At 71.8% G+C, this 17,769-nt stretch carries 16 protein-coding genes and 1 tRNA gene; 10 read left to right on the top strand and 7 right to left on the bottom strand.

The features are described 5' to 3' along the window. Window positions 1–12 precede the first annotated feature (12 nt). Complete coding sequence (locus ACOTKD_RS27325) at window positions 13–2,016, top strand: glycosyltransferase family 2 protein (RefSeq protein WP_424891639.1); 2,004 nt, start codon at window positions 13–15, stop codon at window positions 2,014–2,016. Window positions 2,017–2,050: 34 nt separating this feature from the next. After that, window positions 2,051–2,746 carry a hypothetical protein gene (locus ACOTKD_RS27320; protein WP_424891638.1) on the top strand — a complete coding sequence of 232 codons (696 nt, stop codon included), beginning with the start codon at window positions 2,051–2,053 and terminating at the stop codon, window positions 2,744–2,746. Here the strand turns inward: ACOTKD_RS27320 and ACOTKD_RS27315 are convergent. Then, the gene (locus ACOTKD_RS27315) at window positions 2,743–3,963 is read right to left on the bottom strand and encodes a beta-ketoacyl-[acyl-carrier-protein] synthase family protein (RefSeq protein WP_424891637.1); all 1,221 of its coding nucleotides are present in this window, start codon (window positions 3,961–3,963) and stop codon (window positions 2,743–2,745) included. The two genes, ACOTKD_RS27320 and ACOTKD_RS27315, sit on opposite strands and share 4 nt — an antisense overlap. Before the next feature lie 177 nt (window positions 3,964–4,140). On the opposite strand from ACOTKD_RS27315, the gene ACOTKD_RS27310 reads away from it, so the two are divergent. Beyond that, entirely contained in the window at window positions 4,141–4,575 is a 435-nt protein-coding gene (locus tag ACOTKD_RS27310; protein ID WP_424891636.1) for a hypothetical protein, read from the top strand. Between the two features lie 181 nt (window positions 4,576–4,756). Further along, complete coding sequence (locus ACOTKD_RS27305) at window positions 4,757–5,890, top strand: permease (protein WP_424891635.1); 1,134 nt, start codon at window positions 4,757–4,759, stop codon at window positions 5,888–5,890. A 30-nt stretch (window positions 5,891–5,920) separates the two neighbouring features. Here the strand turns inward: ACOTKD_RS27305 and ACOTKD_RS27300 are convergent, their stop codons facing one another. Next, window positions 5,921–6,625: a lipoprotein gene (locus ACOTKD_RS27300; protein ID WP_424891634.1), complete on the bottom strand. Its 705-nt coding sequence runs from the start codon at window positions 6,623–6,625 to the stop codon at window positions 5,921–5,923. A gap of 154 nt (window positions 6,626–6,779) precedes the next feature. Between ACOTKD_RS27300 and ACOTKD_RS27295 the strand changes: the two genes are divergently transcribed. Next, a complete protein-coding gene (locus tag ACOTKD_RS27295) occupies window positions 6,780–7,118 on the top strand; it encodes a hypothetical protein (RefSeq protein ID WP_424891633.1) in 339 nt (112 codons plus the stop codon). Window positions 7,119–7,194: 76 nt separating this feature from the next. Here ACOTKD_RS27295 and ACOTKD_RS27290 read toward each other — a convergent pair whose 3' ends face one another. Continuing rightward, entirely contained in the window at window positions 7,195–8,103 is a 909-nt protein-coding gene (locus ACOTKD_RS27290; RefSeq protein ID WP_424891632.1) for a LysR family transcriptional regulator, read from the bottom strand. Between the two features lie 129 nt (window positions 8,104–8,232). On the opposite strand from ACOTKD_RS27290, the gene ACOTKD_RS27285 reads away from it, so the two are divergent. Further along, a complete protein-coding gene (locus ACOTKD_RS27285; RefSeq protein ID WP_424891631.1) occupies window positions 8,233–9,504 on the top strand; it encodes an MFS transporter in 1,272 nt (423 codons plus the stop codon). Between the two features lie 34 nt (window positions 9,505–9,538). Continuing rightward, on the top strand, window positions 9,539–10,108 hold the full coding sequence (locus ACOTKD_RS27280; RefSeq protein WP_424891630.1) for a hypothetical protein: 570 nt from the start codon (window positions 9,539–9,541) through the stop codon (window positions 10,106–10,108). 249 nt (window positions 10,109–10,357) lie between these two features. Here the strand turns inward: ACOTKD_RS27280 and ACOTKD_RS27275 are convergent, their stop codons facing one another. Further along, complete coding sequence (locus tag ACOTKD_RS27275; protein ID WP_424891629.1) at window positions 10,358–11,479, bottom strand: PP2C family protein-serine/threonine phosphatase; 1,122 nt, start codon at window positions 11,477–11,479, stop codon at window positions 10,358–10,360. A gap of 231 nt (window positions 11,480–11,710) precedes the next feature. On the opposite strand from ACOTKD_RS27275, the gene ACOTKD_RS27270 reads away from it, so the two are divergent. Together ACOTKD_RS27270 and ACOTKD_RS27265 are read left to right on the top strand one after the other, a co-directional pair. Further along, a tRNA-Ala gene (locus ACOTKD_RS27270) sits at window positions 11,711–11,783 on the top strand. A 374-nt stretch (window positions 11,784–12,157) separates the two neighbouring features. After that, a complete protein-coding gene (locus ACOTKD_RS27265) occupies window positions 12,158–13,261 on the top strand; it encodes a calcium:proton antiporter (protein WP_424891628.1) in 1,104 nt (367 codons plus the stop codon). A gap of 30 nt (window positions 13,262–13,291) precedes the next feature. Here the strand turns inward: ACOTKD_RS27265 and ACOTKD_RS27260 are convergent, their stop codons facing one another. After that, complete coding sequence (locus ACOTKD_RS27260) at window positions 13,292–14,188, bottom strand: terpene synthase family protein (RefSeq protein ID WP_424891627.1); 897 nt, start codon at window positions 14,186–14,188, stop codon at window positions 13,292–13,294. 128 nt (window positions 14,189–14,316) lie between these two features. After that, on the bottom strand, window positions 14,317–15,279 hold the full coding sequence (locus ACOTKD_RS27255; protein ID WP_424891908.1) for a Rieske 2Fe-2S domain-containing protein: 963 nt from the start codon (window positions 15,277–15,279) through the stop codon (window positions 14,317–14,319). Between the two features lie 573 nt (window positions 15,280–15,852). Between ACOTKD_RS27255 and ACOTKD_RS27250 the strand changes: the two genes are divergently transcribed. Beyond that, complete coding sequence (locus ACOTKD_RS27250) at window positions 15,853–17,049, top strand: hypothetical protein (RefSeq protein ID WP_424891626.1); 1,197 nt, start codon at window positions 15,853–15,855, stop codon at window positions 17,047–17,049. On the opposite strand, the gene ACOTKD_RS27245 is transcribed toward ACOTKD_RS27250, so the two are convergent. Continuing rightward, the gene (locus tag ACOTKD_RS27245) at window positions 16,934–17,713 is read right to left on the bottom strand and encodes an IclR family transcriptional regulator (protein ID WP_424891625.1); all 780 of its coding nucleotides are present in this window, start codon (window positions 17,711–17,713) and stop codon (window positions 16,934–16,936) included. The genes ACOTKD_RS27250 and ACOTKD_RS27245 overlap by 116 nt on opposite strands. Between the last annotated feature and the right edge of the window lie 56 nt (window positions 17,714–17,769).

The raw sequence follows: 17,769 nt of genomic DNA, 5'->3' as shown, positions 1-17,769 counted from the left end.
GAGCCTGGTGCTGTGCCTGGGCCCGAAGTCACGGTCATCATCGCCGCGTACAACGCCATGCCGTACGTGACCCGCAGTGTCGACTCCGTCCTCCGCCAGTCCCTGGGGGCGGACCGGATCGAGCTCATAGCCGTCGACGACGGTTCCACGGACGGCACGGCGGCCGAGCTGGACCGCCTGGCGGAGCGGGCGCCGCTGATGCACGTGATCCGCCAGCCCAACTCCGGCGGCCCGGCGGGACCGCGCAACCTCGGGCTGGATCGTGCGACCGGGCGCTACGTCTTCTTCCTCGACGCGGACGACCACCTCGGCCCCGAGGCACTGGAGCGCATGGTCGCGGCGGCGGACGAGAACGGCTCCGACGTCGCCCTCGGACGGATCGTGGGGGAGGGCGGCCGCCGCGCCCCCGGTTCGATGTTCCGGCGGAACCAGCCCCGGACCGACGTCTTCGCCTCCCGGGTCTACTGGACGCTCAACCCCATGAAGCTGTTCCGCCGCGAGCTGATCGACCGGCTCGGGCTCCGCTTCGACACCGGCCTGTCCATCGGCGAGGACCAGCCGTTCGTCGCCACCGCGTACCTGGAGGCCGCCGCGATATCCGTCGTCGCCGACTACGACTGCCTGTACTGGGTCGCGCGCGAGGACGGCAACAACATCACCGCGCAGGAACACGGCGCGCGGATGCGCGTCGACCTCTTCCGGAAGATGACCGAGCTCGTCGCCGGGCACGTCCCGGCCGGCCCCGGCCGCGACACGCTCATGCACCGGCACTACGCCGTCGAACTGCGTGACGCCGTCCTTCAGCTGAGCCGCGAACCGCAGCGCGAGACCCAGGACAAGCTGCTCTACGAGCTGGCCGAGCTGGTCGCGCAGTACTGGAGCGAGGGCCTGGCCGCCCGGCTGCCCGCCGTGGTCCGCCTGCGCTGCCACCTCGTCCGCCACCGGCTCCTCGACGAACTCCTCACCCTCGTCCACTGGGAGCTCGACCGGGGCGCCGCCAGCTACGGCATCACCACCCTCGCTGCCACCGCCGCCGCGGGCCCGGAAATCCAGGTCGAGGACGGCCGGGCCTACGCCCTCTACCCGTACTTCCGCGACTCCACGCTCAGCATCCCGGACGACTGCTACAACATCACCGCCGAACTGCCCGTCCGCCACCGTGTCGACTCCGCCGACATCAACGCCACCGGCCTGCGTCTCGCCGGCCACGCCCGCATTCACCGCATCTCCACGCAGGACGTCACCACCGAACTCGTCCTCCGCAAGCGCGGGACGGACACGGAGCGCCGTATCCCCGTCCATCACACCCCGACCCCGGGCCTGGGCGCCGACGAGGACGGCGGCCGCTACGACTACGGCACGGCGGGGTACGACGTGACGGTCGGCCTCGCGTCCCTGACGACCGGCCTGTGGGACCTCTCGCTCGCCGTCGGTGCCCAGGGCATCGTGAAGGAAGTCCGCCTCGGCAGCAGCCGCGCGGAGTCCGTGACCACGGCGACGACCACGCTCGTCACCGATGCGGGAACCGCCGTCGCCCTCTTCACCACCAAGCCCTACGGCAACCTCAGCCTGGACGTGGGCGAGACCCGCCACCGCGTACGGCCGCACCTGCGTGTCACCGGCGCGGAGTGGTCAGCCGACGCCCCGGCCGTCCTCGTCGTGAAGGGCCACTGCGGCCTGGTGAGCCGGCCTCAGGGCGCCCTGACCGTACGAGCCGCGGGGCCGGACGGCGCGGAAGAGCACATCCCGGTCGAACCTTCGCCCTCCGACGGGACTTTCACCGTACGGGTTCCCTGCACGGCCCCCGGAGAACGGGAACTGACGCTCCGCCTCGCCGTGGCGGACAAGGAATGGTCCGTCCCCGTACCGCCCCAGCCGTCCCTGAAGCCCGCCCGCTGGCGGCGGCTCGGCCTCCCCTGGTACGCGAAGCCCCTGCCTGGACGTGACGCGCTGACCCTGCGCGTCGGCCGCGTGGAACTGCTGAAGGCGGTGCGCGGGAGGCTGGCGAAGCACTGACTCCCTTCGTATGCCGTTACTGTGACGGTGACGCGTGAAACGCGTGAACGGCAAGGGCAAGGGCAGGGGCAGGGACATGAGCGGGCACGAGGCGGCGACCGTGGCACCCGGCGGAACGGTCAAGAGCCCGGCGCACCGCCCGCCGGCGCCCGTATCGGGAGCGCGGAAGGCCTTCGGGTCCCTGATATGGGCCCTCGGGCTCACCGCCCTGCTCATATTCGGCTCCGGGCTCGCCCAGTGGGTGGTGTGGATCGGTGTCATCGTCATGATGGCGGGCATCGCGGTCACCGCCTGCCTGGTCGGGGGCGTCTGGCACCGCGCCGGGGCCGCCACGCTCGCCTCGGTCGGCGGCTTCGCGCTGATGCTCTTCGCGGGGCCCGCGATGTACGAGGTCTACATGAAGACCGTGGGCGAGCCGGTCCCGGCCGTGGTGACCGAGGTGACCGACCGGCACGCCCGGAAGGGCGCGAGCATGTTCTGCACCGTCGAGGAGACCGGCGGCGGCCACCAGCAGCACTCGGTCTCCGAGCAGCAGAACTGCTTCGGGCAGGCCGAGGAGGGCGACCGCGTCGAGATCCGCAAGGACCCGCTCGGCCTGCTCGAACCCCGGCTCCCCGACGGCCCCGACCAGCAGGACAGCACCCGCATCGCGGTCTACGCCACCGCGGGCCTCGCCCTGCTGACCGCCGCCACCGTCTTCTACGGAGGGCAGCGCCGCCGGGCCGGCTAGCCCTCGCGGGTCACCACGAGGCTGACGTTGTGCCCGCCGAAGCCGAAGGAGTTCACCAGGCCTGCCGACCAGTCGCCGGCGCGGCTCTCGCCGTGGACGACGTCCAGGTCGATTCCCGGGCCGGGCCGCTCGAAGTTGCGGGTCGCGGGCAGCACGCCGTCCCGGAGCGTGAGCAGGGCGGCGATCGCGGCCACCGCGCCGGACGCGCCCAGCATGTGCCCGGTCATCGACTTCGTGGCCGTGACCGCCACGTGCCCGCCGAGCGCGGTCGTGATCGCCTGCGCCTCGGCCAGGTCCCCGGACTCCGTGGACGTGGCGTGGGCGTGGACGTTGTCGATGTCCCGCGGTCCGAGGCCCGCGTCGCGCAGGGCCGTCCGGACGGCGTGCACCTGGCCCTCCGCGTCCGAAGCGGTGATGTGGTGCGCGCTGGAGGACACCGCGGCACCGGCCAGCTTCCCGTACGCACGGGCCGAGCGGGCCTGCGCGAACCCGGCGCGCTCCAGGACCACCACGCCCGACCCCTCGGCCATGACGAAGCCGCTGCGGTCGGCGTCGAACGGCCGGGAGACCGCCGCCGGATCGCCGTCGTCCGTGGAGAGGGCCTTCATCTGTGCGAACGCGGCGATGCAGAACGGGTGCAGGGACGCCTCGACGCCTCCCGCGACCACCACGTCGGCGCGCCCGGCCCGGATCAGGTCGAGGCCCATGGCGATCGCCTCCGCCCCGGAAGCGCACGCGCTCACCGGCGTCCGCGCGCCGCCCCGCGCACCCAGTTCCATGCTGACCCAGGCGGCCGGGCCGTTCGGCATCAGCATGGGCACGGCGTACGGGGAGAGCCGGCGCGGCCCCGACCGCTCGTAGACGTCGTCCTGGCCGAGGGTGGTGAGGATGCCGCCGGTACCCGTGCCGATGACGACGGCGAGCCGCTCGGGCTCCACCTGCGGCTGCCCGGCGTCCCGCCAGGCCTCCCGCGCGCCGATCATCGCGAGCTGCTCGCACCGGTCCCACTTGCGGGCCTCCACGCGCTCCAGCAGCGACAGCGGGTCCACGGCGGCCGCACCGGCCACCCGTACCGGCAGGTCCGCCGCCCCCTCCTCGCCGAGCCGCGTCACGCCGGACTCGCCGGCGACCATCCCCTTCCACGACTGCGCCATGCCGGCGCCCAGCGGGGTGATCCCGCCGACGCCCGTCACGAGCACCTCGGTGTTGCTGCTCATCCTCGCCCTTCCATGCACAAGTAGGAAATCAACAAGTCGCTGCGGTGGTCCGCGCAGCTGATCCGTACGGCACAAAGACGACAGTGCCAGCATGTTGCCGGTAGTTCTGTTCGACCAGCCCACCGAATCGGAGGTGGGAATCTGTAAGATCATGACAATGACGTGAGAGGGGGGCGCATGGCCGTATGGGGACTCATCGTCGAAGTGACCGTGGGCGGCGGCGAACGCAAACATGTGGAGGCCTACGTGCTGGCGCATGTGGAGGGCGAGCGGGAAGAGGCTCTGGCGGAGCTCGAGAGGCGCGCCCGGGACTTCGTGCCCCAGCACCCGTGGAACGCGAAGCGCCGCAGGCTCTTCCGGCACGGCGACGGCTTCCTGCTGGTGCTCAACGGCTCCTGGCAGTCCTACAGCACCCGGTTCACGCTCGCGGAACTGCTGGAGGACAGTGCCGCTGTGCCTGCGCCCGCGGAACCGCCCGCGCCTGCGGAACCGCCCGCGCCTGCGGAACCGCCCGTGCCTGAGGACTCCGTGCCGCCGCCGCCCGACGTGGAACGGGACGCGGACGGCGTGCCGGTGAAGCCGGCGTGGCTGGGCCGCACGGATCTGCCCTAGCGGGGCGGCTTGGAGCAGGGCTGCCGGAGTTACGCAGAGGGCTGATCCGGGCGTTCCTCATCCCGGGCGAGGGGCGCGGGAGGTAGAGGTATACGGGGGCGCGCGGAGGTGACGTGTCCGGCATGCCGTAACGCGCCGCGTCCGGTGTGCCGAGTGCCGTGCCGGAAGAAGGGTCGGGCAGATGCAGGCGATGGTGCACGCGTTGTCGATCGCCGGGTCCATGACCTGGGAGATCACCTGGGCCCTGATCCTGGGATTCGCGCTGTCCGCCGTGGTCCAGGCGGTGGTGCGCAAGACGACCGTCGTCGCCCTGCTCGGCGACGCCCGGCCCCGTACGCTGGCGCGCGCCGCGGGGCTGGGCGCGGCCTCCTCGTCCTGTTCCTACGCGGCCGTGGCGCTGGCCCGGGCCCTGTTCCGCAGGGGAGCGGACTTCACCGCGGCGATGGCCTTCGAGATCGCCTCCACCAACCTGGTGGTCGAGCTCGGGGTGATCCTGGCACTCCTCATGGGATGGCAGTTCACGCTCGCGGAGTTCACGGGCGGCCCCCTCATGATCATCGCCTTGGCGGTGCTCTTCCGGCTGTTCCTCCGGCCCCGGCTCCTGGACGAGGCCCGTGCGCAGGCCGCGCGCGGGGTCGCCGGCTCCATGGAGGGACACGCGGCCATGGACATGTCCGTCCAGCGCGAGGGGACGTTCGCGCGGCGCCTGCTCTCCGGCGAGGGCTTCACGGCCACGGCGCACGTCTTCGTCATGGAGTGGGCGGCGATCCTGCGCGACCTCGTGGCCGGACTGCTGATCGCCGGCGCCATCGCCGCCTGGGTCCCGGAGTCGTTCTGGCAGACGTTCTTCCTCACCGACGACCCCGGGCTCGCGAAGTGGTGGGGCCCGCTCGTCGGACCGCTGGTGGCGATCGCCTCGTTCGTGTGCTCCATCGGGAACGTGCCGCTCGCCGCCGTCCTGTGGAAGGGAGGCATCAGCTTCGGCGGCGTGGTCGCCTTCATCTTCGCCGATCTGCTGATCCTGCCGATCCTGAACATCTACCGGAAGTACTACGGCGCGAGGACGGCGCTCTTCCTGCTGGTCACCTTCTACGTGGCCATGGTCGCCGCCGGGTACGCCGTCGAATTCGCCTTCGGCGCCCTGGGTCTCGTACCCGGCCGCGAGCACGCCACGATTCCCGAGGAGGGGGTGAGCTGGAACTACACGACCTGGCTCAACCTCGCCTTCCTCGTCCTGGCCGCCGCGCTGCTCGTGCGCTTCCTCCGCACGGGAGGGAAGGCCATGCTGGGGGCGATGGGCGGTGGCCCGCACTGAGGACCGGCCGGTCAGGAGGGCACGGCACGGTCAGGGGAGCTTCGTGGTCTTCTTGGCGAGTTCGTAGGCCGGGAGCATCTCCTTGTGCTCGCCGGCGTCGAACCCGCCGAGGTGGACGACGGTCACGCCTTTCGGCGTCGTCACGGCGAAGGCCTGTTGTGGCTGCGGCTCGTCGAAAAGAGGGCTCTTCTGCTCGTAGACGACTTCCGCGGCGGGAACGTCACCGGCCTGCGTGTCGCTGAACTCCTTGCCGGTGACGTGCTTCTCCTCGCCCACGAACGTCTCCAGCGCCTGACGCGGCGACATGTCCGTCCGCTCCGACGTCCACACACGGATGTAGCCGATCATGCCGGCCGGCTTCGCGTCGATTTCGCAGGCGCCCTTGAACAACGGGTGGCCCAGCCACTTGCTGAGGAACGCCGCGCCCTCGGCGTCGAGCCCCTTGGGCTGCCACGCCTTCGCCACCTCGAACGACACCGGGAACTCACAGACCGCTCCGGCGCCCCCGACCCGGCCGCCGTCCTTCCACTCGGCCTTCTTCCCCGACGCGCCGGCCGCGCCGCCCGTACCGGCCTTGTCCTTCGACTTCTCGCTCTCGTTCGCCGCCTTGGCCGACGCGGCGGGGGCCGGGCTCCCCTCGGCGGCGCCGCTGCCCTTCTCGGCAGCGGACGAGCAGCCGGTGAGCATGCCGATCGAAACGACGGCGGCCACCGCGCCCGACGTGAGCTTGTGCATGAAGTCTTTCCTCGCTAATCGAACTAACGAGGCAAAACCTAGCTCCGGGGGCGTGTCTTGCTCAAACCGTTTCCGTCCGGCGTCGCCGTCTGCTGACGGGCGTGGCGGGATCTCCACTGTCCGGACCCGGGGCGGAACCGGGAGGCCGGCGCGCATGCGCATTCCGAGACGTGCCGCTGCTGCCGCTACCGCCGTTGCCGTCCTGGCGGTTCCGCTGACCTCCTGCGCCGGGTCCGGCGGCCCTGCGGGGCCCGAATCACCGGAGACGCCCTTCCAGCAAGGCCGGAGGTTCGGCCTCGCGTACAGCGACAAGCTCAGCGGTGACGAGAGCGATGCGCAAGTGCGTGCTGCCGCCCGCACCATGTGCAAGGAAAGTGTCCTCCTCCAGGCCGCAGCCGGCGGGGAGGACGACTGGTTCAGGGCCTGCCTGTACGCGGCGACGGCGAGGAACGGCGGCGTGCCGTCGGTGGGGTCGGTCCACGAGACTCCGTGAGACGGCCCGCTGCTTCCGCGGGTGCCTCGCCGCTACCGGGACCCACTGGCACCGGTACCTCCTCGGCACGCGTCACTCACTCACTGATCCTCGGGCCCAGTTCCTTGGCCAGGGCGAGGGTCAGGGCGCGGAAGATCTGGACCTCGGGGTTGCGGTCGCCGGTGCGGACCGCGAGGTAGCTGCTGTCGCGGGGCGCGTCCAGGACCGGGACGAAGACCGCGCCGGGCCAGGCGTAGTAGCGGGCGAAGGACTTCAGGCCCGATCCGGCCGCACGGCCGGTGACCACCCCGGTGAGCACCTCCTGCGGCGTGAGGGCGAAGTCCGTGCTGCGGCGCCGGTCCGTGCAGCCGAAGTACAAGTACTCGGTGAAGGGGCGCGGCGTGTGGCCCGGTAGGCGGAAGAAGGGCAGGTCGGTGACGTCGGCGAGCAGGGCGCCGGTGTCGCGGGCGGCCGCGAGGGCGGACGACTCGGGGACCACCACGATGCGCTGCTCGGTGGTGAGGACGTCGGCGATGACGCGGTCGTCCACCGGGTCGGGGCGGACGAACGCCACGTCGACGCGGTCCTCGACGAGCGCCGAGACGTGTTCCGTGAAGTCGAGCTGCAGCAGTTCGACGGCGATGTGCGGGCGGGCCCTGCGGTAGGCGTTGACCGAGGCCGGGGTCAGCTCCGCCGAGCCGTGGCCCATGATGCCGACGCGCAGCGGCCGGTCGGCGGCGAACGGCGCCCGGTCCGCCGCCTCGGCCACGTCGTCCAGCGCGGCGTTGGCGGCGGCCAGGAGGGTGCGGGCGTGGCGGGCCAGGCGTTCGCCGGCGGGGGTGGGCGACACCGGGTTGCGGTGCAGCAGGCGGGTGCCGAGGTCGGCCTCCAGCCGCCGGACGTGCTGGGTGACGGCGGGCGGGGAGAGGAAGAGCCGTGCGGCGGCCCGTCCGAAGTGCCCTTCCTCGACCACCGCCAGGAAGGACGACAGCAGGCGGAGATCCATGACGGCCACGATAGACACGACCACCGGCCGTCTCGTACGTGTGTTCACGAATTGTGAATGCGGGCGGCGGCGCCCGGGCCGGGGCCCGTAGGACTGGGTGGCGTGAGTACCTCTGTGACAAACGCTTCTGTGGCGAAGAAGCGGCGAACGTCCGCTTCCCGCCCGCCCGGCCCCGACGCGCGCCCGGCGGGCGGGAACCGCCCGTGGCTGCGCACCGGCTGGATGATGACCGCCTCCGGCTGGAGCGCGAACCAGTTCTCCGCGCTGCTCGGCGCCTACCGCTCCGAACTCGGCCTGTCCGAGTCCACGGTCACCGGTCTGTTCGCGGTGTACGTCGTGGGCCTGGTCCCGGGCCTGCTGCTGGGCGGGCCGCTGGCCGACCGGCGCGGGCGCCGCCCGGTGGCGCTGACCGCCCTGGCCGTCAACCTGCTCTCGTCCTGCCTGCTGATGGCGGGCTCGGCCGCCACGGGCCTGCTCCTGCCCGGCCGGTTCCTGACCGGCATCAGCGCGGGCGCCCTCCTGGCGGCCGGCAGCGCCTGGGTCAAAGAGCTGTCCTGCCCGCCGTACGCACCGGACGCGGCGGCGGGGACGGCCGCCCGGCGCGCCGGGTTGTTCGTATCGGCGGGCTTCGCCTCGGGCGGGCTGGTGGCCGCGCTGATCGCCCAGTGGCTGCCGTACCCGATGGCGACCGCCTACCTTCCGCACGTGGTCCTGGCCGCGGTCGCCTGGGCGGTCGCCCACGGCGCGCCCGAGACGGGCCGCCGCACGGACCGGACGCACTCCGGGGCCGCCGCCGGCGCACCCCACCGCGCCGCCGCACCCGACTGGCGCCGCTTCCGGCGTGCCGTCCTGCCGCTGGCGCCGTGGGTCTTCGCCGCCCCGGCCGTCGGCTTCGCGACCCTGCCCGGCCTCGTGGACGGCGGTCTGGCCGGGTGGCGCACCGTCTACGCGGGCATCGCGACCGCCGTCGTCCCCGGCAGCGGTCTGCTCGTACAGCCGCTGGCCCGGCGACTGGCCGCCCGGCACCGCACGGCCACCGGGGCGGCCGGCCTCGGCGTGATCACGGCCGGGCTGGGGCTCGCCGTGCCCGCCGCCGCGGGGGCCCGGCCGGGACTCGCACTCGTGGCGGCGGCCCTCCTGGGCGCCGGCTACGGTCTCGCCCTGTCCTTCGGCCTGACCGAGGCCGCCGCGGCCGCGCCGCCGGAGCGGCTGGCCATGGTGACCTCGCTGTTCTGGACGGCGGCCTACCTCGGCATGCTCACGCCGTACGCCCTCGCCCTGCTGTCGCGGTGGTGGAGCATGCCCGTACTGCTCGCCGCGGCAGCGGCACTGGCGGCGCTGACCTGCGGCGCGCTCGCCGCGCTCCACCGCACGGCGGAGACGGACCGTACTCCCGCATGATCCTTTTGCGGCGCGCGGCCGGGACAGTCGTCGCATGGCGACCAGCACGAGGACCAGCACGACGACGTCATTGACCTCAGCGACGGTGAAGACGGTGAACACGGGCACCGAACGGCCCGTGCCGCTCTGGGCGGAGCGGACCGCGTGCCTCCTTCCCCTGCTCGGCCTCCCCGTGTGCCTGTGGCGGCTGCCCATCGGGTTCGGCTTCATGATGGGCATGGACATGGAGCCCGAGACGTGGCCCCGGTGGGCCGGGGTGGCCTACGTCGGCGCGCTCAGCCTGCTGTCGGAGGCGGCCGCGCTGCTCTGCCGCGGCCTGGTGCGCCCGTGGGGCGAGGTCGTGCCCCGCTGGATCCCGCTGCTCGGCGGTAGGCGCGTCCCGCCGTTCGCGGCGATCGTGCCCGTGGCGCTCGGCGGCCTGTTCCTCACGGGTCTGCCGGCCGACTGGGTGCTCTGCGTCTTCGGCATCGCGGGGTTCTCCGACGTCGCGTACACCAGCGTGTGGTGGCGGGTGCCGGCCGCCACGGTCAGCGGCCTGTTCGTCCTGTGGGGCCCGCTGGTGCCGGCCCTGACGTACGCCTACTACAGGCGCCGGTGCCGTTAGGGCCGGCCCGGCGGTTCACGGCGGAGGCCGATCGCTGTGGCCGCATCTGCCGCCGGGGCCTCGCCGTGGTGGTTTGCCGCGGTTGCGGCGGACGGTCTCCTTCCGCCGCAACGGCGAGAAGCCGACGACGCGGCTGACCGACGACGCGGCTGACCGACGGTGCCGGACCGGCCGCGGGCTCAGCGGAGATCGGTCGGACCGGCCTTGGTCCGGTGGCAGCCCTACGACCATCCCGCCATCCCGCGCACCTCACGCGGACTCCTGCGGCAGCCGCTCGATCGCCATGACCGCGACGTCGTCGTCCAGCGACCCGCCCGCATGCGCGAGCAGGTCGCGGTGGAGGTGCTGGACCAGCCCGTCCGGGTCGGTCTCCCGCCAGCCGGCGACCCGGTCGGCCAGGGGGTAGAAGCGCCCGTCGGCGTCCCGGGTCTCGATGACGCCGTCCGTGTAGAGGAGGAGGACGTCGCCCGGGCGGTAGGGGAAGGACTCCGACGCGTAGTCCTCCTCGGTCAGGCCGCCGGTGAGGCCGAGCGGCAGGGCGGGGTCGGCGACCGTCAGGGTGGTCACCTCGCCGCGGCTGAGGACGAGCGGGGGCGGGTGTCCGCAGTTGATCAGCCGGAGCACCGGCTGGTGGTCGGGGATGTCCAGGATCGCGGCGGTGATGAAGCCCTCTCCTGTCGCCGGCCCCTCCTGCGGTTCGGCCATGTCCCAGTACGTGGCGTTCTGCAGGTGCGCCACCAGCCGGGGCAAGGGGGGATTGCGGTGGGCCGCCGCGCGGAAGGCGCCGAGGAGGGAGGCGGCGTCCCCGATCGTCGGGAGGCCCTTGCCGCGCACGTCGCCGATCATGACCCGGGTGCCGTGCTCGGTCCGCGCGGCGGCGTACAGGTCGCCGCCCATCCGGGCCTCGGCCTCGGCGGCGACGTAGAGCGAGGCGATCCGCAGCGGGCCCAGCCGAGGCGGGACCGGCCGCAGCAGCACCCGCTGGGCCACCTCGGCCACCCAGCGCGCCTGGCTCAGCTGCTGCTCGTGCTGGGCCCGGGAGTGGCGGAAGATCACGAGGAAGACCGAGATGAGGAGCAGCGCGGCGATCTGGGCCTGGTGGTTCGGCGTCTCCAGGCCCCCGTGGAAGATGCCGATCACGACCTGGGCGGTCACCGCGAGGGCTCCGATGACGCCGGTGAGCATGGGCCCGCCGATGGCCGCGGTGATGGCCGGGGCGGCGACCAGGAGCGGGCCCAGGTGGATGTTGGGGGGCGTCAGGAGGTCGACCACCACGACCAGGGCGATGAGCCCCAGGGGCACGGCGACGAGCGGGCGGCCGGCGCGCGGCCGGTGTCGTCCGTGGCCGGACCGCCTGCGCAGAAGGGGCATGTGTCCTGCTTACCTTCTCGGTGACCTCCCTGCACACCTGCCACATCGGTCACCCGGGCTCCGGTGCCGGGTGCTGTCACGCTTACGGAGCAGCCGTCAGGTCGCGTGCCCTCGGGGCGGTGCGCAGCGTCCGGCACGGTGCGAAAAACGGCGTCAATGGCGCTGCTGCCGTCGTGTAATATTGTCTGCGTCGCCAGGGAAACCGGGCGGCAAAGCGAAACATCTGAACAAGGGGCTATAGCTCAGTTGGTAGAGCGCCTGCATGGCATGCAGGAGGTCAGGAGTTCAATTCTCCTTAGCCCCACACGTGAGACGGCGGGGTCGACCGCGCGGACGACCCCTCCTTCGTCGTATCCCGCCTTCTTCGCCGGACCTCGTGCGGTTCTTCGTGGGGCTCCGTGCGGTTCTCCGTCGGGCCCCGCCCGGTTCTCCGTGAGGCTCCGTCCGGTTCTTCGTCATGCCTCGTCCGGGTGACGGGTGTTTCTCCGATCATCCGACGGTGCAGATCTTCGGGTGAGGCCGCACGCCGCTCCCGTCCAGCCCTACCAGCCGCGGTCTGGGCGGGGGCGAGGACAGCCGCGCCCCGCTGGGAGAGGACAGCCGTGCCCGGCTGGGCGGGGAATCCGGAAGCACCCCGGTGAGCGGGCATCTGACGGGCGATCTGCGAAGCTTGTCCCCATGAGCCATCGGTTCCGCTTGCTTGCCGCGCGCTGGCCCGTCCTGGTGCCGGTGCTCGCCGCCGTGGTGCTGGCCCTCACCTGGGGGCGGTCGCTGTCCCCGGCGGCGGTGACCCTGGTGAGCTGCTGCCTGGCCGGTGCGGTGCTCTCCGCCGTGCACCACGCGGAGGTGATCGCCCACCGGGTCGGCGAACCGTTCGGCTCGCTCGTCCTCGCCGTCGCGGTGACGATCATCGAGGTGGCCCTCATCGTGACACTCATGGCCGACGGCGGTGACAAGAGCAGCTCCCTGGCGCGCGACACGGTCTTCGCCGCCGTGATGATCACCTGTAACGGGATCGTCGGCCTGTCCCTCCTGGTGGGTGCGCTCAGACGCCGGGTCGCCGTCTTCAACGCGGAGGGCACCGGTGCCGCCTTCGGGACGGTGGCGACCCTGGCCGGGCTGAGCCTGGCCCTGCCGACCTTCACCACCAGCACGCCCGGCCCGAGGTTCTCCACGGCCCAGCTCGTCTTCGCCGCGGCCGCCTCGCTCATCCTCTACGGCCTCTTCGTCGCGACGCAGACCGTGCGGCACCGCGACTACTTCCTGCCGGTGACCGCCGAGGGCGAGGTCATCGACACCGACGACCACCACGCCGCACCGCCCTCGGCCCGGGCCGCCCTGACCAGCCTCGGCCTGCTCGGGGTCGCCCTGGTCTCGGTGGTCGGCCTCGCCAAGGGGGTGTCGCCGACCATCGAGTCCGCGGTGGCCGCCGCCGGCCTGCCGGCCTCGGTCGTCGGCGTCGTCATCGCCCTGCTGGTCCTCCTGCCCGAGACCATCGCCGCCTTGCGCGCCGCCCGCCGCGACCGCGTCCAGACCAGCCTCAACCTCGGCCTCGGCTCGGCCATGGCCAGCATCGGCCTGACCATTCCCGCGGTCGCGGTCGCCTCCGTCTGGCTGGAGGGCCCGCTCGTCCTCGGCCTCGGCGCCACGCACATGGTGCTCCTCGCCCTGACGGTCGCCGTCGGCACCCTGACGGTGATCCCCGGGCGCGCCACCCCGCTGCAGGGCGGGCTCCACCTCTCGCTCCTGGCGGCGTACGTGGTGCTGGCGGTCAGCCCCTGAACCGCCGCCGCGCGGACCGCGAGGCGGCCGTCACGCGGCGATCCAGGCGGCGGTGTGCCGCCCCGCGGGGCGGGGCCGTTCCTCGTAGCGCGGCGAGATGAGGTGGTACTCGACGTTGCCGCTCAGCCAGGAGCGCAGGCCCCGGGTCAGATGGCCGATGCACTCGCGTTCCCGGGGGGTGACGTCCAGGTCGGCACAGAGCTCGGGCAGCGCGCGCTCCAGGGCCATGAAGGAGTGCATGCGCTGATCGGCCATCGCGACGGCATGCCGGATGGCCTCGTCCTGGGAGCACTGGTACTGGCGTTGGATGAGCGGCACGACGTTGATGTGGTCGTTCCAGGAGGCCTCGCGGTGGACGCCGGTGACGTCGTTGACGATGGCGATGTGGTCACCCGTGGCACGTTGCATCGCGTGGAGGACCGGGTGCATGACGATGGCGTCGCTGAGTTCGCAGCGGTGCTCCAGGTCGTTGAAGCACATGTTGGCCAGGGAGGCCGTCGACCACATGCGGTTGTCGAGGTAGTGCTCGACCGTGGGCCAGTATCCGTCCCGGCGGTAGACGGCGTCGCGGACGTAGGAGTCCAGGAACCGGCTGAACCTGTTCGCCGCGCGACGCTGCCACCGCAGCGACATGCCGTACTCCTGGGTGCGCCGCCACAGATCCGCGAGGGCCACGGCGAAGGGGCCGGCGTCGTCGCCGATCGCGTCGGGGTCGTTGCGGTCCAGGACGAGGTTCATCTCGGCGATGGGCTCGTGGATGAGACCCGGGTCGTTGACTTCGAGGATGTCGTCGAGCATGACGCCCCAGGTGCCCCAGTCGGTGACCAGGTCCAGCAGGTCGCCTGTGCAGTACCACCACACGCACGAGCTCCAGAGATCGACCCGGTAGGCGTCCCAGAGGCCTGCCGCTTCCTCGGTCGGCGCCATTCCCATCTCCTGGCACCACGCCCTGGTATGGACGCGTGCCCGTTCGGCATCGGGGCTCATCCGCAGGGGGAGAGGGCAAAAGAACCGGTTCAGCCGCCGCATCTGCGTACCTCCGTCTCACCGATCGGTCAGGAGCCCGCCTCGCTGTAGAACTGACCGGCCCAGCGGCGGTACTCCATGATGGGACCGTCTCCCTTGGTCAATTTGGGATGCTCGACATAGGTCTTGTGCCGCCAGATCGGGAAGTCCTTGGACCCGTCGCGGTTGATCAGTGGGGCAAACGCCTTGCTGAGCAGCTTGGTCGCCCAATGCGGCAGGGTGATTCCGGCCGCCTCCTCCACGTTCACGGCGATCCGCAGTTCGATATGGCGCGGGTCTATGGGGGTCGGCATGGTCCAGAAGCGGATGAAGGAGCGAAGCTTCGGAACACTCGCCCTGGCGGACAGCCATCCCAGGCCGTGAATCCGGAGGTCGTAGTGGACCTGGTTGGCCACCAGATAGCCGTTGCGGCGGATTCCGGCGGGACTCGTCGAGAGACCGACCTCCATCGTGGTGCCCGTGCACCGGATGCGCCGGACTTCCGTGTCCATGCGGTGCACGGGCCGGCCGTGCCCGGTGTCGACGGCGTTCTCCATGACGTCCTGGGGGTGGGCGACCACCGTGTGCACGACGTGCCCGGCCGGGCTGAATGCCGCCGGCGTCGAAGAGGGTATCTCCCAGGTCGGCCGCAGCCCCCGGGAGTGGTGCCAGAGTGCCAGGGTGCCGTCAACCTCGCGCACCTCCCGCAGTGTGAGCCGGGCGCGGGGCGGTGGTGTGCCGTACTCCGTGCGTACGCACGTCCCATCGGGAGAATAGGCGAAACGGTGGAACGGGCAGACGATGTCCTCCCCGTCCACGGTGCCGCCGTGCCCGAGATGCGCCCCCAGGTGCGGGCAGAACGGGCGCACTGCCCGCGCCAGGCCGGAACGGGTCCGGTACAGCACGACGTCCTCGCCCATAAACCGTCGCGTCAATATCCGGCCTGCCGGGAGCTCATCGCGGAATGCCACGACGAACCAGCCATCGGGATAAGGGAGCTGAGACGTAGTCATCGTGAGCGGCCGTTTCTCCGGACAGGAAGCAACTGCGGTCGATCGATGTCCTTGTGACGCAGGGATCTGCAGAATGCCGTTGCAGCATCGGCCCGGCAACCCTTCGGTTCGCCCAGTGAACCGCCTCCTTGGGCAGAAGGCGGTGCGGGACATAGAAGATGAACCATGACGACCTTCTCGGACCGGCCGCCCGCTCGCTGTGTCCAGGATGCGGTGAACCGGCTTATGCCGAACCTAGGTGACACGGGCACTTGCCCGGACAGTTACAACACGGCGTTCGTATCCCGTGTCCGTTCCCCGGGGGGATCCCCGCGTTATCCTCGTGCGCTTCAGTGGCTGCGAACCCGTCAGTGCCCGGACGGTTCCTGGGGAGGGCGGATCGGCCTGCCCGTCGACCGCCTCACATCCACGCTGGCGGCCGTGCGGGCGCTCGTCGACTACGCGGACAGCCCATCGCCCGGCCCGTCCGGCTGGGTGGCCGACGCGCTGAAGCGGGGAGTCGGGTATCTGCGGTCGTCAGCGTCCGACGGCTGTCCGAGCGGGCCACATGAACCGATCGGGCTCGAATTCGTCGTGCCGGAACTGACCCGCCAGCTGCGCGCCCACGGCGTGCAACTCCCCTCGCACGCGTGGCCGGACATCCACGCCCTGCGTCAGGACAAACTTGCCGGAATGGCCGCCTTCGCGACGGGTCCGGCTTCCCCGTCGTTGCGGTACTGCATGGAGGTCGCTCCGGATGCGGTGCTTGCGGGTGCCGAGACGACGATGCAGTCGCCCGGGGGCTCGGTGGGATGCTCCCCAGCGGCCACTGCGGCCCTGTGGCAGAAGACGGGCTCCCCTGGAGCGCTTGCCTACCTCGACGCACTCTCCTGCCGCTCGGCCGACGGCGGGGCGCCCGAGGTGCACCCGATGGAGGCCTTCGAGATCAGCTGGTCCCTCTACCATCTCGGCCGGGCCGGTCTGCTCCCCTCCTGCACGGTGATCCACCTCCGCGCGCTGGCCGGCGAGCTCGACCGCCGGGGGTGGGTCGGATTCAGCAGGGAATTCCCCGTCCCCGAGGCCGATACCACCGCCATGACCATCAACCTGCTGCCTCACCTCGGAAGGGACGTCGTGCCCGCGCTCGGCCTCCTCCTGCGCTATGAAGCGGACGACCACTTCTTCCACTACCCGGGGGAGCGCGGTGCGTCGGTCAGCGTGAACGCCCGCCTTCTGGAGGCGTTCAATCACTCACCAGGCGGGTATGCGGCGCAGCGCCGTAAGCTCATCGGGTTCCTCCGCGACACCCGTACGGCAGACGGCTACTGGCTGGACAAGTGGCATGTATCGCCCTATTACGCCACTGCCCACGTCAGCTTCGCCCTCAGCGGGTCCGTATCCGGGGGCCCCGGCCTGGACGCGACCCGTCGCTGGCTGATCGAGACCCAGCACGCCGACGGCTCCTGGGGAATCGACGGCGGACAACCGGAGGAGACCGCCTACGCGATTCTGGCCCTGGACGCCCTCGCCGGCCCCCGGTCACCTATTCCGTCCCGCACGGCGGCCGCCGCCCATAGGTACCTCGTGCCCTTCCTGGACGCGGCGCCTCACGACTTCGCCGAACTGTGGCTCGGCAAGTCCCTTTTCACCCCGACGGCGGTCGTACAGTCGGCCGTTATCGCCGCCACCCATCTTTCCCGGCCCTGCCGCACCCCTGCTTCAGGTGGTCAGGGGTCGGGCCGGGAGAGCGGGGGAGCGGGGCGGTACGGAACCGGCGCAGGGCGACAGTGAGGGCGAACGCCGTGCGCCGCAGTTCGTCGGCAGCACGGTTCAGCGCCGTCCGGCCCGTGCTGTCGCCGATGGTCACGCCGGCGAGGACGCGGTGGTCCGGGCCGAGAACGGGCGCGGTCACCGTCAGCATTCCGGATGCGTGCTCCGGGCGGTCGACAGCTATTCCGGTACGACGGATCACCGCGAGTTCGGCTTCCAGCTCCTCGTGAGGGGGCCGGGCCGGCGGCGCATCACGGTCGAAGGCGAGCAGCAGTTTGCCGATGGAGGTGGAGTGCACCGGCACCCTCTCGCCGGCCTCCGACACCAGGGACTGCAGCCGGCGGCCATGGATGCGTTCCACGTACCGCACCTGCCTGCCTTCGGGCACGCCCAGGCCCACAAAGCCGCCCAGGGACGTGTACAGATCGAGGAGGAAGGGCATGGCAGTGGCCCGCAGCGTGCTCAGTTGGTCCCGCTGCGCGGCGCGCGCCGAAGCGAGCACGGCCAAGCGCTCACCCGGCACGTACTTGTCGTCCCAGCGCGAGACCATGCCGTGTGCGCACAGTTCCGTCAGCATGCGGTATGTCGTCGCCTTCGGCACGCCCGTCTCGCGGGCGATCTCGCTGAGCCCGCGCGGCCGGGCGTCCCGGCACACCGACTCCAGGACCCGCAGGGCACGGCCCATCGCGCTCCTTTCCGGGGTCCCTTCCGCGGGGGTCTCTCCTACCAGGACCCCTTCCG

It is taken from the genome of Streptomyces sp. XH2 (genome assembly GCF_049725035.1).
Classification (GTDB): domain Bacteria; phylum Actinomycetota; class Actinomycetes; order Streptomycetales; family Streptomycetaceae; genus Streptomyces; species Streptomyces roseoverticillatus.
Note: the sequence above shows the minus strand (reverse complement) of the source record. Positions and strands in the feature narration are given on the sequence as shown.

Excerpts from the sequence above, each read along its gene's own strand:
- ACOTKD_RS27280 (WP_424891630.1), top strand. The coding sequence starts at position 9,539 with ATGGCGACCAGCACGAGGACCAGCACGACGACGTCATTGACCTCAGCG.
- ACOTKD_RS27260 (WP_424891627.1), bottom strand. The coding sequence starts at position 14,188 with ATGGCGCCGACCGAGGAAGCGGCAGGCCTCTGGGACGCCTACCGGGTC.
- ACOTKD_RS27275 (WP_424891629.1), bottom strand. The coding sequence starts at position 11,479 with ATGCCCCTTCTGCGCAGGCGGTCCGGCCACGGACGACACCGGCCGCGC.
- ACOTKD_RS27300 (WP_424891634.1), bottom strand. The coding sequence starts at position 6,625 with ATGCACAAGCTCACGTCGGGCGCGGTGGCCGCCGTCGTTTCGATCGGC.
- ACOTKD_RS27295 (WP_424891633.1), top strand. The coding sequence starts at position 6,780 with ATGCGCATTCCGAGACGTGCCGCTGCTGCCGCTACCGCCGTTGCCGTC.
- ACOTKD_RS27290 (WP_424891632.1), bottom strand. The coding sequence starts at position 8,103 with ATGGATCTCCGCCTGCTGTCGTCCTTCCTGGCGGTGGTCGAGGAAGGG.
- ACOTKD_RS27245 (WP_424891625.1), bottom strand. The coding sequence starts at position 17,713 with ATGGGCCGTGCCCTGCGGGTCCTGGAGTCGGTGTGCCGGGACGCCCGG.
- ACOTKD_RS27315 (WP_424891637.1), bottom strand. The coding sequence starts at position 3,963 with ATGAGCAGCAACACCGAGGTGCTCGTGACGGGCGTCGGCGGGATCACC.
- ACOTKD_RS27255 (WP_424891908.1), bottom strand. The coding sequence starts at position 15,279 with ATGACTACGTCTCAGCTCCCTTATCCCGATGGCTGGTTCGTCGTGGCA.
- ACOTKD_RS27265 (WP_424891628.1), top strand. The coding sequence starts at position 12,158 with ATGAGCCATCGGTTCCGCTTGCTTGCCGCGCGCTGGCCCGTCCTGGTG.
- ACOTKD_RS27305 (WP_424891635.1), top strand. The coding sequence starts at position 4,757 with ATGCAGGCGATGGTGCACGCGTTGTCGATCGCCGGGTCCATGACCTGG.
- ACOTKD_RS27310 (WP_424891636.1), top strand. The coding sequence starts at position 4,141 with ATGGCCGTATGGGGACTCATCGTCGAAGTGACCGTGGGCGGCGGCGAA.